This window comes from Comamonas sp. w2-DMI (assembly GCF_040187735.1).
In the GTDB taxonomy this organism is placed as follows: Bacteria; Pseudomonadota; Gammaproteobacteria; order Burkholderiales; family Burkholderiaceae_C; genus Comamonas; species Comamonas terrae.
Genome location: NZ_JBANEL010000014.1, coordinates 14,196 through 29,069, shown reverse-complemented (window position 1 = coordinate 29,069; position 14,874 = coordinate 14,196). Strand labels below are relative to the sequence as shown.

Here is a 14,874-nt window from a genome sequence, read left to right as displayed (position 1 = left end):
TCAGCCATGCAACCACTGATGCCATCGAGCCACCTGCGGCGGTACCCTGCGCCGGTGCTTCAAGGCCCACGGGATTCCGCTCAGAGCCTCGGCAAGGACCGGCTTCAATATCCCGCTGCGCGACGCCTCGCGCAGAATGCGCCAGGACTGGCGCAACGCCGCACCATAGGGCAATCTCATCCAGCAAACCCATAAGGCATTGCGCGCAAGGTGCTTGTTGCGCGTGCTGCTGTCACGCAGCGAAGAAGGATGGTGATGAACGATGAGCTCAGGAACATAGGCCATCTTCCACCCTCCGGCGGCCATGTCCAATGCAAGCAATCCCTCTTCACCACCGATGAAAAGCCGAGGTTCATAGCCGCCCGCTTCCAGAAAGGCATCGCGGCGCATCACCGACGCCCCTGCCAGAAAGCCCAACAGGGCCGGCCCTGGCAACTGCTCACATGGCAAGGGGCTTTTTGCCATGGCCGTGCAAGTGGGATCCTCGCGCTCCTCGATCCCGACCAGCACGCGTGCACAAAGGACTGAGACATGTGGATAGGCATCCAGCAGCGCGACTGCACGTTCGAGTGCCCCCGCTGCCCACCAGGTATCGTCATCGCAAAAAGCCACGTAAGGCGTCTCTACGGCCAGAACACCGGCATTGCGCGCTGCCGCTCCGAGATTCCGCGCCTGCCGGATGTATCGGACCTTCGCAAAGCATGAGTGCATCATTTGCGCTGTGCCGTCGGTCGAACCGTTGTCAACGACGACAATAGCCGGAGACACCGGCAGCGCCAGCAGTTTATCCAGCGTGCGGCGCAGTTCGCCAGCGCGGTTATAGGTAAGAACGACCACGGCAATACGCCGCATGAGTTCCACATGCTGTTGCCTGTCCATCACCTCGCTCCTCCTTCACTCGCAAGACCGGTCTCCAGCAACCAATAGCCTTCCGGTGCGCAGGCGTCGGCATGGCCGTTGGCCGCCTTGTCCAGGGCACGCACCTGGCTGGCATAGCAGCAGACAGCCTGCCGCTTGAGCTCTCGTGCGTCCATATCCTGCGGCATGGAAAGCGGCGTGGCGCAAAACCCGGCTGAATGCAAGGTGGCAAGCCGACGCTGCAGCAGGCCGGGGATGCGGCGGTAAAGCGCATCTTCGTACATGATCCATGTCCTTTCCGAATATCGGGCGTGCAACGACAGCAATGCGTCGTGCAACCGCAAATGATCGGCATGGAAAAGCCCGGCCGGCAGTAGGACAGCGTAAGTTGCATGGATGCGCAATATCTCATCCACCGCGTGAGACAGCTCTGCAAATGATGGGGAAGCCTGGTATTGGTCATCGCAGAAATCCATCCAGGACGGCCTGGCCTTCAGTACGGCCAGCGCACGAAGGTCTTCCTCCCTGCGGCAAAAAACCGCTTCCTGTGCACTTTTGAAACCACAAGCCTTATCCCATCCTGTCAGCGATGGAAAGCCGGATGGTGCGGCAGCAAATACCGTGGCCACCGAAGCACCGGGACACCGGGCCATCAGTTCACCACATGAAAATACCGCATCGTCAAGATGAGGGGAAAAAACCAGCAACGGACTGGAAATGTTCTTTCCGCTTTTTTCCTGCAAATTGGCCACGTCATGCTCCCGTAGTCAAAGCGGCACGGAGCCGCAATACCCCGCTTGTTACCCTGGCTGCGGACGCGGCAGGCCCGCTTGTCGGCTTTTTGGCAAGCACGTTCTGCGCCGCCACTCCACGCTCCATCAGCCGCTTGACCGGCCCGGCGCGTGTAAGGTGCGCGCACAGCACGCTCGCTTTTTGCCTTCCTCTGCAATGCAGACCGGAGTCGGAAAGTGAAATGAGGAATGAAGCCGTAAAGCTCTGCGGCATGGTCCTCGTCACATCACAAGCGAAGCGCCCGTTCGGTGCAGTGAAACTGCAGCAGCCATTCCAGGCTACCCATCGCTTCTACCATCAAACACAAGAACCTTAGCGAGGTAGGGAAGATGAAGCGAATTCCGCAGCAGCCAGCAAAGCAGGCCTCGCCTTGGTGCCCACCGCCACGTTTTCAGCCCTGGGCTTTCCCACGAGGTCACGGCACCCTGCTGGTGATTGAAGGGAAGAGCCTCTGCCTGCGACTTTTCCACAAGGCATTTCCAGGCAGCGCAGGTATGCGGCCGCGCCGCCAATACCCACCGCATCGCGATGCCTTTGAAATCAGACTTGATGCCTTGATCCTTTGGCCTTTAAATCGAAATACTATTGACATTGAATGTCGATAGATTTTGCATTTGATACAGCCAAGGGAGCTGCCATGCACGACTTTGCCTATGCCGCAATGCGCCAAACTTGTCGGCAGGTCACCACAAAAACCTGTGTGGATTTTTTTTGTACTGAGTGTTTTGGCGAACCAAGCGATCGCGGCGAACTACGCCACTTGCCTGCTTGACAAAGCCTCTCATGCAACGGATGACGCTGCGGCTCAGCTGGTACGGCTGGGCTGTGCCAAAGAATATCCTGGCGGCATGCAGGCCGTGCCCCAAGGATCGGGCCGGACTCCTTCCTCATACGGCACGGGTTTCGAATGCCTGGTGGCAAAAGGCAAGGAGACTCGAAGCAATCTTGCAACGTCCCTGATCAGCATGTCCTGCAGCAAGCTGTATGACAAGCCCATACAGACAGATTCTTCCGAAGCGCGTCCCGTGCGGTGACGCCAGTATTTCCTTCCGGTTCTCCTTAATCTCAATCAGCGCTGAAAAGCAAAAGCCCGCAGTGATGCGGGCTAAAAGTGCTTGGTTGTTCTTGCCGCGGGCTATGCCACCGGCTTCAAGATCACTCCCACTCGGTCATCAATGAGACTCGCAAGTCCTCATGGTTAAAGGGATTTGCGGTGATCGAAATGGGGCCTTACCGTCGCTTTTACCGTCTGCATCGGACACCTTTTGCTGGCGCGGGAGATGGCCCGATTGGCGGCGCATTGACACTTTCGACCCGATTGTCAATCACGATATATCTTAGCGCGGTTCATTCAGCCTTGGAACGATCGAGTTTTCTCTCGCTTACGGCACCACCCCGAGTGCCCTTGCTGCCTACTCGGTCCCGCCCAAGACGGCATCAGCGGAACGCGGTCAGAACTCTTGCGGCATCGCCGCTACTCGGGATTCAGGTAAACGCAAAATATCTGAAATGCAACTAAACGACTGCTACGCTGCACTAGCCGCGCCACCCTCATCCACCCGACTCAACGGTGACTGACGGCTATGGAATGCGTGATCACCAGGAAGTGCCCTCGCCCAAGAGAGAGCCTCTTCAAGGTTCAGGTACAGACTTGCATACGCCTTGCGCAGAAGTTCATCGGGCAACGCCCAATCCCACTTCTCGCGCTGTAGGTTGCGGACATCGGCCAGAAGCATGTCGAGCGGCGGAGGCTCATCCACCGCCGCATCGATAAGGGCATCGACGATGCTCTCGATACCCGAAGCTCCCTTAGCGACTTCGATGCCCGGGCCGGCCGCATTGGCCGAATAGCCTCGCCGGCGGAGCAGGCAAGCCAGCGCTTCGTTGGCCGCATCCCCGAGCCAGGTCAGAAGCACTACATCCCGCCCCTGGTCAATCACGAAGTCATTCGCCAAGTTTCGTTCGGCGTAGTTCGCTCGGCCCTCGGTCAGGAACCGCTTAGCCACTTCATCCAGAAACGGCGGCACCTCGGAGGACTCGAACAATTGGCGCATTCGCTGGTGAACGCGCGTGTGCGTGCGCCCTGCTCCACCCGAAAACAACGGCGGCGCTCCGCCACCAGAGCGGACGACAAATATGGTTTTTTGCTCCTCGTCGATGTCTTCCACCAGCCAGGTCCTGCCGGCAAACAGAATGCGCTGGCCCACACTGAGCATCTGCGATACCGGCAAAGTGCCGAGCGTTTTCCCGCCGCAGACAATGCGAAACTCCTCAACAGCGGCAAACGCGGCATAGAACGTGTAATGGTTGACGAACTTCTCGCCGATACAGCCATGCAGCAAGAGACCGCTGGACTCCTGTATCAGCAGTTCTTTCTGGCCGAGATGGCGAACGAGTTCAACAAACTCCCCTTTGTCCAGCCCAACAAAAGGAGTTCCGGAAGCACAGAACATCGCATAGAGCTGCCCGATGGAAGCCCCACCGTTCTGCGCCACATAGGACAGCATTTGTTGAACCAGCGTCGACAGATGAACGCCATGCGCCATGGGTGGCTCAAACCAGCCTTCCAGCAGCAGCGAGATCATCGCCGTCACCTTCACCGTCTCCAGCCGGAGTTCGTCGGCGAGTGAGGGCTTCCCGCCAAGCGCGTTCTCCACGCTGTAGCCTCGCAAGATGGCCGGTTCTCCCTTACGACGGCCAGATCGCCCCAGGCGCTGTCGCAAGCTGGCCACCGAAGGCGGCGGGCCGATCTGGGCCACACTCTTGACGGCGCCAATGTCAATGCCCAGCTCTAGCGTGTTGGTGCAGATGGCCGTCGCAGGGAATTCCTTCTGTTTCAGGGCAGCCTCAGTCTCCGCCCGTATCTCTTTAGACAGGCTGCCGTGGTGCGGCCAGAACTCGTTCGGCACCTTTTGTTGCTCGCACAGTCTGTTGAGAAGGTGCGTGTAGCGCTCGACCTCACGGCGAGAGTTCGGGAAGACCAGGTTGTTCGTGCCGCGCAAACCCTGGAAAAGATGCAAGGCGATCTTCGCTGGTGTGACGGATTCCAACTCCTCGTCGCCATCCTCATTGCGCACGGCCAAGGGCTCCTCATACCCTTTGACCAGGACTCTCAGTTCACTGTGCGAAGATTTCGACTCCACCAGGGCGACCGATACTCCCTGTCCCGGACGCAGGAAATCGGCTGCCAGGCGCATGTCGCCCAGTGTTGCCGAAAGACCTACGCGCGGCGCCTGGCGCCCGATGACCCGCTCGATACGGTGCATCAGGGATTGAAGCTGTTTGCCACGCTCTGAACCGATGAAGGCGTGAAGCTCGTCGACAACGCAGAACGCCAGCCGGTCGAACACTGCACCGATTGACGTGCCGCGATGGCACAACATTGCCTCCAGTGATTCCGGCGTGATGAGCAACACCCCTTGCCGTTTCGCCAGGAAGCGCGCCTTGGCCGAGGAAGAAATGTCGCCATGCCAGGGCCAGACGGGGACCTCCAGTTGCTCGCACAGTCGGTCGAGGCGCCCAAACTGGTCGTTGATGAGCGCTTTGAGCGGACTGATGTAGACGATGAGCCCCATCGGCTCCGCCTGAAGCAGATGCGTCAACGCCGGCAGAAATGCCGCCTCCGTCTTGCCGGCGGCCGTGGCGGCTGCCACGATGACGTCCCGGTCCGCCTTGACGATCAACGGAATAGCTGCCTCCTGGGCATCTCTCAGCGACTCCCAGCCTTCGGCCCATATGAAGCGCTGGATGCGCTCGTCGAGCAGGAAGAAGGAAGCGCTGTCGCCGGACATGTGTTCAGGCCGAGACCGTCACATCTTGAACGAGGCGAATTCATCGCTGTCGTCCGCGTCAACCTGCTGATCGGCCACACCGCCGGTGTCTGCAGCGACCTCTATGCCGCCCAGCAAGTCCTGCCATGCCGCGCCAGGGTTCTGTTCGAGCACGGCAAGCATGTTGATGAAGGCTGTGATGGTCGTCCGCGGCGTTCGGAAATACGTATCGCCGATGCGTTTGGAGCAATGCTCCATGAAGCTGAAGATACCTTGGTCCGGCACGAGAAACTTTTCGGCCTCGCCGAAGGCATAGACGAAACGAATCTTCTGCAGCAGGACGTAGAAGTCCTCGGGCGTAAGGCTCGACAGCCGGACCACCGGTCCGCTGAAGTCGACCAGTCCATCCGAGGCGAAGGTGTTCTGCGCCAGGCGACTCTGCAAGGCCGGATAGCTGTAGAGTCCCCGCCGGGTGTCCAGCAGAAATTCGGGTGTCCCGCCCAGGACAAACCCAAGGCCCACGGCCGTGCCTTGCAGTGAGTCGTTGAGGATGCGCAGGATTTGTTCGTAATTCGCATTGCGGGCCTGCGTGTTGGCCAGCTTGTAGAGATTGACCAGTTCATCCAGGCCGACCAGCAGGCCTGCGAAGCCGGCCAGGCGCACGAAGCGCGCCATAAGCTTGAGCTGGTCATAGACCTCGGAATCGTCGACGATGCTCCGCACGCCGAGCGCCTGCCTGGCATCTGTCTTGGTGGCGAACTCTCCCCGCAGCCAGCGGATGGCATCGGACTTCAGCTTCTCGCTGCCCTCTTCATAGCCACGACAGTAAGCCGCGATGACATCCGCGAAATCGTAGCCATTCACCAGCTCAGTCAATTGGTCGAGCTTCTGGCGCAAGAGCGCCTCGGTCGATTGGCCCGACGCCTTGGCCTCCGTCTTGGTCGTGGCGATGAACTTCTCGACGATGCCCGCCAACGCACCCCCATCCGGTTTCGTTCGGGTCGACAGGTTGCGCATGAGTTCGGCGTAGAGGGAGCGGGCCTGGCCGCCGCTGGCGTGAAGACGTCGATCCGGGTTCAGGTCGGCCGTCGCCACCACGAGCTTCTTTTCCAATGCCACGGCACGTACCAGGTTCAGAAAGAAGGTCTTGCCAGCGCCGTACTCACCAATGACGACGCGGAATGCCGACCCCCCATCGGCGATGCGGGCGATGTCGGCCACCAGCGTCTCGATTTCCCGGGCGCGGCCGACTTGGATGAGGTGCTGGCCGCTGCGGGGCACGACACCCGCGCGCAACGATTGGATGACCGCATCACGGTCTCTGGGGCGGATCGGTGCGTTCATGCTTCCAGCTTCTCCAATAGTTCAGGATTCACAGTCACGACATCCTCGCCCTCGGTGAACGGTACGTCGTGCAGGTCGAAGGCCGCCTCATTGAGGGTTTCAATGGCGCCGTCGAGCATCAGGTCCAGATCGGCTGCTACATCGCCGAGTTCGTCCTTCGTCCACTCCGGCCGCGACAGCAGCAGGCGTGCGAGCGCACTGTGCGCCTCGTCCAGGCCAAGCAGTCCAGGTGGCGTCGGCTCCCCATCACCTTCAGGCTCGGGTTCGGCGAACACCGGCTCGGGTGGACTCTCTTCCTTGAAGATACCCGACAGCAGCGCCGATACGGCCTCGGTGTCCTTCTGGAGGGCGGCAATGCGCGCAGGATCGAGCTTGAACCCCGTTTCCTCGACCTTCGCGGCAGTCGCCGCCGTTGGTTTCGCCCCCGCCGCCACTGCATGCACGTCGGAAAACACCTTCTTGGGCTCGACGCCGAGAGCCTTATAGACCTTCTCCAGCATCTTCACTTCTGTCGGCGACACATTTCCATCGGACTGCGCAACCGTGGCCATGAAGGTGGCTATGGTCTCCTTGGCGCCAGCGTCCAGCGGCTCCAGCTTCTTTCTGAGCGTGGTCAGCGATGCCGGCGTCGTCATCAGCAGACGCAGGTGCGCCAGAAGCCTGCGGACATGGTTCGGCGTGAGATGCGCCCAGGACTGCACCTGCGCCCGGAGATACCCCATTTCCTCGACACTGAACTCGCCATCAGCCGCAGCCACGGCCGATGCCAAGTCCAGCGTCAACGCGGCGGCTTGATAGTCCGGCGTCGATCGGCTGGTGACCTCTCCTGGCGGAACGGAGAACAGCACGACTTTCTCGTCCGCCTTGGGCAGCTTGGCGCCACCCAAGACATCGGGCTCGATGCCGATGTTCAAGGATTCGAGCGCTCGCGCCAACGCCAGCGTTCGGTCCCTCGTCAGCGTCGTCTTCGCATCCAGGCTGCTAAGCAGTTCCTGGAACGACATGGCAATCATCCCCTCGCCCATACGCGCTTTCAGGGCGTGCAAGGCCTTCTGGGCACCTTCGGGCCACAACGCGGCGGGCAATTGCAGCAGCCCCTCCAGCGCATGCCTGGAATCTGGGTTCCGCCCCACATAGCGGCTGAACGGCTCCAGTTCCTTCGTGGCCGCCTCAACAACCTGGCGCAGCTTGTTGATGGGCCCTGTAAGGACGGTGACGTCGGGCGTGTTCCCAAAGGACAGACTTAAATCTGTGTACCCGCGAAAGCCGGCAGAGGCTGGGCGATGCACCAGCTTGATCTTGGTCTTGTTCCTGGGAAGAACCAAGCCCTCCCCAAACGTCTCGTGGTACTTGGATACGAACAGCTTGTCGAACTCCTCCGCGCAACGCGTTGCCGGTGTTCGCAGGTAGCTGGTCGGATCCAGCTTGGCCCAGGCCAGTGCCAGTTGCGCTGGCACCGGCACACCATCCACCGCCGCCTGCCCCAGGGCGACACGGATGTAGAGCGGCAGCTCGTAGGTCTTGGGAAAACTCGGAATGGGCTTGAGATAGGCTTTTTCGGGATGCTCGGCCAGCGAGACCCAATCGAGCAGTGAACCGGCGTAGCTTTGGAATGAGCCCGACTTGGCGCCATAGATGTCCAGCAGCCGGCGCAATTCCACCGCGATCATGGGCCAATCGCCCTTGGCCGCATCGTCCTTCGAAGCATCCAGAATGGCGCGACGCTCCAACCCGTAGAAGAAGATGAAGACGTACCCGACATCCGCCTCGGGATCCTGCCTGCCGCCCGCCAGCCAATTCAGATAGGCTCGCCGGGCGGAAGGCGAAATCTCCGAGTAGCTCGGCCAGTAGCCCATCTGGCGCTCTGTGTAATCGCCATGCGACGCAACAGACTTCGACGGGTCGATGAGACACGGATCATTGCCTCCCATGGGCGTCGGCAACGACGTACCGACATAGACAAGGCCACCCGAAATCGAGACACCACCGACTTCTACCGTTTCTCCGGCAGGGATCCAGGCGCCAGGACCGAAGCGCTTGGGCGCGGCCGGAATGCGAAACGACGGTGCGGCAGGCACCGGGCTCGCCGTGACCGGTACAGGCTGTTGCTCATCAGAGAGCCGGCTCGCCACGCGAGAACTAACTGGGGGACTCGGCACAACGGGTGCGCGACTCTCGGGACGAGGAACAGCAGGAGCCGGACGAGCGGGCTCCTGTGGGGGAGATTGCGCATTGTCTTTGGACTTCAGATAGAGATAGATGCCGACGCCAATGGCGGCTAGCACTCCAATCCCGATCCAGACCTCGCGCGGAATGGCCACCAGTAACACCAGCAGCCCCACGACGACTGCGCCAATGCCCCCTCCGGCCCCCGACTTCTTTCGCCTCGCCATGCTTAGCATCCTCTTGCTGCCGCAAATAATTGTTACAGGCATTGTGCACGGAAACTAGGAGCGTCCTATCCACTTGCTCGCATTTGGGAAGGATTACGATCTTGATATGCACGTAATCGACGAACACCTTCGATGGCGACCCCGGGCTCAGAGCGAGGGCTGGGCAAAGACGTATGCCGACCAGCCATTGCGATATTGATGTTATCCCCGACGCTCCTGCAACTGTTTGCATGGATCGGCCCCCTCAATGCTTGGTGACCATGGCGTGATGAAAACGTCCCCCTCTACATTAATTCGAAGGGCGATAACACACCCACCAAATTTTCCCTTTTCCCCTCGTCAATAACGAGCCAAAGCGTTGGACCATCGCCAGCCTGACCGGCCCTAAGAACGTCCACGACAGGAGTGTTGACCGTCAGTAGACGGCTCTCTACAACTGGCGTTAACGCGAGGCCTGGGAGGCACCCTAGCGCGTCCGCAATCGACAGGCCGAGACGTATTGCCCTTTCCTCCCGAGAGCAGTTAAGGAACCGAGCGAGGGCTAGTTCAGATAGCAAGAACCACGCTTGTTCATGCCGGACCGGGAGAAAAGAAAAGGAATGCATAAGCATCAACTGCCGCGCATGAGCCACGGGCTGCCAAGGCTCCACTGATATCGGCTGCTTGACCATCACGTGCCCAACAAGGGGCGTCACTCCCACCATCAATGCCTCCTCGAGACCTATGCAAAGCTCAATAGCCGCGGTTGTTGCATGGCGCGCATATGCGCCAAGATGCATGTTGTCATTGCGTGCTTTACGAACTGTCGTGTAAAGCGCTTCGAATGGCTTGAATCCTGCCGGATACGTCTCCGCAAGTTCTTTCAAGACTGGAGAGTGGCGCGCATAGCTGCCGATTCGGTCCTTATACTGTCCTAGATCGCCTTGCTTTCCCAATAGACGAAGCCCCAGTGCTTCTAGTGCAAAACAGATCTGATCGAAACCTTCAGCGTCTGCTAGCGCAGAGTAGCGTCCAGCTCTGAGCTCGTCTCGATAGTGGCGCCGCTCCTCGTCAGAAAGAGAGCGCATAGGGGGAGGTCCTTCTCGACTCATGCGTTGTGGCCAACAAGCTAAAAATCAAACTCCCGGTTGGGACCTTGGGCCACGTCACCCCAAATTCTGTTTGGCAACTCATGGCGGCTAAAGAATACTAAGTGATACAACGGCCGATTCCCATCATCGCGAACCAGTGGCATACGATGGCTGATGGAAAATCCAAGCCCCCGCACGAGCCCACACCAATAGTCAAAGAACGCTTCATCTGCATCCCCACGTACAAATGCAAGCGGGTCGATGTGTTCTCGCCACCCGGGAGCCGCAGCGTCAAAGCGCGCGCGCTCTGGGTTGTATTCCATCAGCACATTACGCCGCAGATCCATCGTACTGAAATGAACTGCAAAATCGATACGCGGTAGCTGCGCCAACTTTTCGATCACATTGAACGAAAGATATTGAAGGTTATAGGGATCAAGGTAGGCCAAACACAACGCATTCCTTGGGATCACGCCAAGTACTTGACCAACGGTATTCTCCGCAGCACCAGGAAAGACGGTGACGGGTGCCCCTCTGGCTCGCAACCGCTCCGCACAGGCGGATGCTCGTGCTACGTCCAGGTCACCTACAAGGCAAGACGTGAACCCCACGTCGTCAAGCAGAGAATGCTGCCATGCCACTTGCGCGCCGCCTGGACGTGTCATTGTTTCGCCTTTGACCTGGATACGCCCTGGACCGCAGAACAGATCAACAAATACCCGTTGTCTGTACTTCTCACGTGCTCGACGAGTACCTTCCACATATTTGGCAAGATAGGTGTGCTTCATGTCAGGCACCCATCGGCCTACTCCCTCACCCGCTCGACCACGCTCGATAGGAAGATGCGGTCGCGGATCTACATCGCAAACAAGGCGAAAACTCACCAGTTACCCCGCTTAGGCGCATCAAAAAGAGAGAACTGATTGTTGCGTTCAATCCAATCCGTATCACGCATATATCGGGCATGCGTCCGCTTCTTTCCGTCCTCACCAGTAATGAGGATGTCCTTCTCTGCAGCAAGCCTCTCAAGCACATCTTTGTACATACGAGAGGTACCAGGTGAGGTGTTGCAAGTAGAAGAGTAAAGCTGCCCAATTTGTATTGGCTGACCACGCTGGGTGATGTTCTCAGCAAGTTGCGTTGTCAATGCAGCAAATGAATGGGTATGGGCAACGTCGTCAAAGCGAAACCCGCCATTGAACTCCTGGCGAAAGCCCATCATTTGAGTAGCCAGCATATCCAAGCCGGGACCACCATAGTGAAGAAAGCAATTCTGCTTCGCCCAGTGCACCTGCTTCATAACATCCTGAGCCCTGGGATGTCTTGAAAGATGGACAAGCCAGTACTCACCATGACCAGCCCCTTCCCCGCGTATAAAGAAAGGGGTGAAATACTCGGCGCCACACCTCAACACCAATGCCTGATAAAGCGCTGCTTGAATGAATCGGCGCCAGTCGGCAGAGTCCTCGTCTTTGATCTGCTCTATTGACCGGCCATCCAAAGCAGTACGAATGTCAATGGCCAGCTTACTAGACATTTGGTCCGTAAAGGTGTCATTGGTATAGGTGGCGAAGGATGAGACATGAAACGTCAGAACTACCTCGCTTTTTGGTAATTCTGCAAATATGCGCTGAATCACTGTGGCTGGTACATCGCTGTAGCCATACTGATCGAGAAAGAAAAGCGCGGTGTTTGCACGCGGGGTGTGCGCTCTCACCAGTTGCAAAACAGAGGACGAGGCAGAGATGAAATCATCACGGATCAAATGGATGGAACGACCGATGTCGTCGCCATAACCACGCTCGTGCAGAACATGCTTCAGATGAGCAAGCGCCTTCGCGTTCTTGTCAACGAAGACATACTGGACATCCAAGTCAATAGGCTTTCGGCGATCTGCATTGATGCGTACGCGGGCCTCGGCGACAGCTCCCAGCATGCGAAGTGGGGAACCGAGAACTTCATCTCCCTTCCCTTTGAGAGTGTAAAGTCCACCTCCACAGAACCCATCAATCAGTGTGATGCGCAGCCGCTCCCTACCTCGGGCATTCAGCGTTCGCTGCTCAAAATACCGAATCAGGTAATCAACCAGCACCTCATGCTTTGTCAAGCTATGCGCATCGATCTCTGCGGGCCCATTCGCCCAATCGTAGTGCTTTCGTGCCAAGAGCCAGCCTTTCTGCGGGTACTGAATTTATGAGCTCTACACAGTATTTCCTGTATTTGGGAATTGATCCCAATGGCGTCCTCCCAAAGAGCGGCCTGCCTTACCTTTTCCAACTGCGGCTAGTTTAATCTCTGAACCGTCACGTCGAACGATATGAATTGGAGTTTTTCCAGTGATAACCCCAGTGGCCTGTTCCAGAGGTGCCCAATGTCCCCACTGTTTGAAGTGAAACGCGACCCCAGCCTCATCGCATTGCTCCTGCAAGTCCTTTGGCCATTGCGGCTCCATGGGGCGAGCCCCTGGACCGGATTCGCCTCCGGCAATCACCCAGTCGACACGAGGCTTTCCATCCTCGATCTGCAGCCATTGGCGCAAATTTAAGGGCCCGAGCAACGGTTCGCATGAAAGGAAGCGGACCGCTGGCGAACTGAATTCAAGCAGGTACTTGATACGCTTTTTCGCTGAGTCTTGGTTCTCGACCGTCGCGCCAAGCCAAACATTGGAGGGGAATTCGTAGCTCGGCGGGAGTTGTTTCCGTACTAGATGAATCCGCTTTGTCAACAGCAACCAATCCAGATGCGGCGTGGCTGCAATTAGCTCCAAAAGGCGCAGGCGGTGGGGAATCAAGTCTTTGCGGTTTTCAAAGACATCGGCCATAGACGCGCAGAATACGCGTCGCCGTGTCTTGCGCTCCTTGGCTTCACGATCCCACTTCAGCGGCTCTTTCCAGTGAGCATCACTGAAAAAGCGCCGTTCTGACTTCGCACCCCACACATCTTCCCCAAGGCGCTTAGCCCAAGTCTCGGCGTAGCAATGATCACATGCGTCGGACACGCGCACGCAGCCCCACCAAGGATTGAAGGTGTGGTGCGTCCATTCGATACGGGAGTCTTTTGCCATTGTCTGCTCGCTTAGTGTATTGCAGTATGTACTGTATTTTTATACAGTATAAACTTAAGCATTGCAGTACGTACAGTCCTCTCAAAGCCGCATAGTTCATGGCGTACTAACGATCTATTGCTTACTTTTCCTAAATCCTCGATCTCCCGTAATAAATTTCTCCAGCATGTGAGGAATCAGCGTCGTCACGTCCACCGGCTCGCCGTAAGCCTGAGCGTGCAGCGCGGCGTAGCGGTCGAGGTCGGCCTTCAAGCCGGCCGGGCAGACAAACGTCAGCTTGACGCTCTCGGTCTTGGGCAGCGGCCCCAGCCGCAATTTCTTGGTCGTGCTCATCGCGAGGCTCCCCGGTTGAAGAACATCGGCTGGTACGGCCGCAACACCAGATCACGGTTCACGATAACCCGCACTGGCAACCCTGGCCGCGCCGTCAGCGTCGGCTGGATGTTCATGTTGCGCCGAGTCAGTTCCTGCCCCACCTGATTGATACTGTCCTGCGCGCTGTCGCGCCCGGCGATGACGATGCGGTTGCCGTCCTGCCGGTTCTCCGGCGCGGCCAGCTCGGCGCCCACGCCCAGCAACGTGGTCAGCGCTGCGCCGGCCAGGATGCGGCCCCAGTGCCGATCCACTTCATCCTCCAGACCGGCATAGCCGGCAGGATCGGTGCCGACGAGGTTGTCGAGCGTCAGCGAAGACGTGTCCGGCAGGATGATGCGATTCCACACCATCTGCACCCGGCTCTGCCCATAGCTCACCTGACTGTTGTATTTGCCCAGGATGCGCGAGCCCTGCGGGATCAGCAGGAACTTGCCCGTGGCCGTGTCATAGACCGGCTCCGTCACCGTGGCGATCACGTCGCCCGGCAGGTCGGACTTGATGCCTGTGACCAGCGCCGCTGCGATCACCGTCCCGGCCATCACCTGGTATGGCGAGGCCGGCATCTGGAGATGGCCGGAATTGCGGGTTTCCGTAGAGCCGCCTTTCAGGAAAGCCTCTTTTTGGTCTTGCCGGTTCTGCACAGCGGTCGGGTCGGATGGCTGGGCCGCCGTCGAGGCCGGCCCGGCCGCCAGCGGGTCGAAGCCCGTCATGGCGGATGCAGGGCCAGCCGCCACCGCTTGCGCAGCGGCAGGCGCCTTGCCCTGCTGGCCCGGGCGGAAGAACACCGCAGAAGCCGCCGCCGCTTCGGCTTCCTTGCGCAAGGCATCGTTGGGGTCATGGCCCGGCGGCATGTAGGTGGGCTGCTGCGCCGCCACGATGGCCGGCCCCAGGTCGCCCGGCAGCGGCGGCCCCAGCTCGGGCACCTTCGGCAGCTTGGAGTAGTCCGAAGGCAGGCCATCGAGCCCTTCGGACTTCGAGACACGATCGACGTTGTACAGCTCGTTCTGCCAGCTCGCGCCGCGCCGGTGCGGCTGCAAGGCCCAGATCGTGGCGCCGAGCACGGCGACCGACAGGCCGCCGGTGAGCATGGCCAAGGTGCGCCGATTCAGGCGCGTGACTGGGCGCGGCTGGGCGCGCAGCGCCACCGCCTCGGGCGCGACCTTGCCCGCTGAAGGCGCGGCAAGGTCGGGGGAATCATCGTCGTGCAT

12 protein-coding genes are annotated in these 14,874 nt (G+C 59.1%); 1 reads left to right on the top strand and 11 read right to left on the bottom strand.

The features are described 5' to 3' along the window. Together V8Z74_RS15325 and V8Z74_RS15320 are read right to left on the bottom strand one after the other, a co-directional pair. Nucleotides 1-879: a glycosyltransferase family 2 protein gene (locus tag V8Z74_RS15325; protein ID WP_349709986.1), complete on the bottom strand. Its 879-nt coding sequence runs from the start codon at nt 877-879 to the stop codon at nt 1-3. Continuing rightward, complete coding sequence (locus V8Z74_RS15320) at nt 879-1,610, bottom strand: PIG-L family deacetylase (RefSeq protein WP_349709985.1); 732 nt, start codon at nt 1,608-1,610, stop codon at nt 879-881. The genes V8Z74_RS15325 and V8Z74_RS15320 overlap by 1 nt, the downstream gene beginning before the upstream one ends. A 693-nt stretch (nt 1,611-2,303) precedes the next feature. Here V8Z74_RS15320 and V8Z74_RS15315 point away from each other — a divergent pair. After that, a complete protein-coding gene (locus V8Z74_RS15315; protein ID WP_349709983.1) occupies nt 2,304-2,684 on the top strand; it encodes a hypothetical protein in 381 nt (126 codons plus the stop codon). Nucleotides 2,685-3,176: 492 nt separating this feature from the next. Here the strand turns inward: V8Z74_RS15315 and V8Z74_RS15310 are convergent, their stop codons facing one another. The 9 genes from V8Z74_RS15310 to V8Z74_RS15270 form a co-directional block, all read right to left on the bottom strand. Next, the gene (locus tag V8Z74_RS15310) at nt 3,177-5,441 is read right to left on the bottom strand and encodes a DEAD/DEAH box helicase (RefSeq protein WP_349709981.1); all 2,265 of its coding nucleotides are present in this window, start codon (nt 5,439-5,441) and stop codon (nt 3,177-3,179) included. A gap of 18 nt (nt 5,442-5,459) precedes the next feature. Further along, entirely contained in the window at nt 5,460-6,764 is a 1,305-nt protein-coding gene (locus V8Z74_RS15305; protein ID WP_349709980.1) for an ATP-binding protein, read from the bottom strand. Next, the gene (locus V8Z74_RS15300) at nt 6,761-9,157 is read right to left on the bottom strand and encodes a tellurite resistance TerB family protein (protein ID WP_349709979.1); all 2,397 of its coding nucleotides are present in this window, start codon (nt 9,155-9,157) and stop codon (nt 6,761-6,763) included. The genes V8Z74_RS15305 and V8Z74_RS15300 overlap by 4 nt, the downstream gene beginning before the upstream one ends. 284 nt (nt 9,158-9,441) lie before the next feature. Continuing rightward, entirely contained in the window at nt 9,442-10,224 is a 783-nt protein-coding gene (locus tag V8Z74_RS15295) for a hypothetical protein (RefSeq protein WP_349709978.1), read from the bottom strand. Between the two features lie 41 nt (nt 10,225-10,265). Further along, entirely contained in the window at nt 10,266-11,015 is a 750-nt protein-coding gene (locus V8Z74_RS15290) for a three-Cys-motif partner protein TcmP (RefSeq protein WP_349709976.1), read from the bottom strand. A gap of 92 nt (nt 11,016-11,107) precedes the next feature. Then, nucleotides 11,108-12,391 carry a three-Cys-motif partner protein TcmP gene (locus tag V8Z74_RS15285; protein WP_349709974.1) on the bottom strand — a complete coding sequence of 428 codons (1,284 nt, stop codon included), beginning with the start codon at nt 12,389-12,391 and terminating at the stop codon, nt 11,108-11,110. A 36-nt stretch (nt 12,392-12,427) separates the two neighbouring features. Next, complete coding sequence (locus V8Z74_RS15280) at nt 12,428-13,291, bottom strand: DUF5131 family protein (protein ID WP_349709972.1); 864 nt, start codon at nt 13,289-13,291, stop codon at nt 12,428-12,430. A gap of 114 nt (nt 13,292-13,405) precedes the next feature. Beyond that, nucleotides 13,406-13,624: a DUF2274 domain-containing protein gene (locus tag V8Z74_RS15275; protein WP_349709971.1), complete on the bottom strand. Its 219-nt coding sequence runs from the start codon at nt 13,622-13,624 to the stop codon at nt 13,406-13,408. Then, nucleotides 13,621-14,874, bottom strand: coding sequence for a TraB/TrbI/VirB10 family type IV secretion system protein (locus V8Z74_RS15270; protein WP_349709970.1), 1,254 nt, complete (start codon nt 14,872-14,874; stop codon nt 13,621-13,623). Before V8Z74_RS15270 ends, V8Z74_RS15275 begins: the two co-directional genes overlap by 4 nt.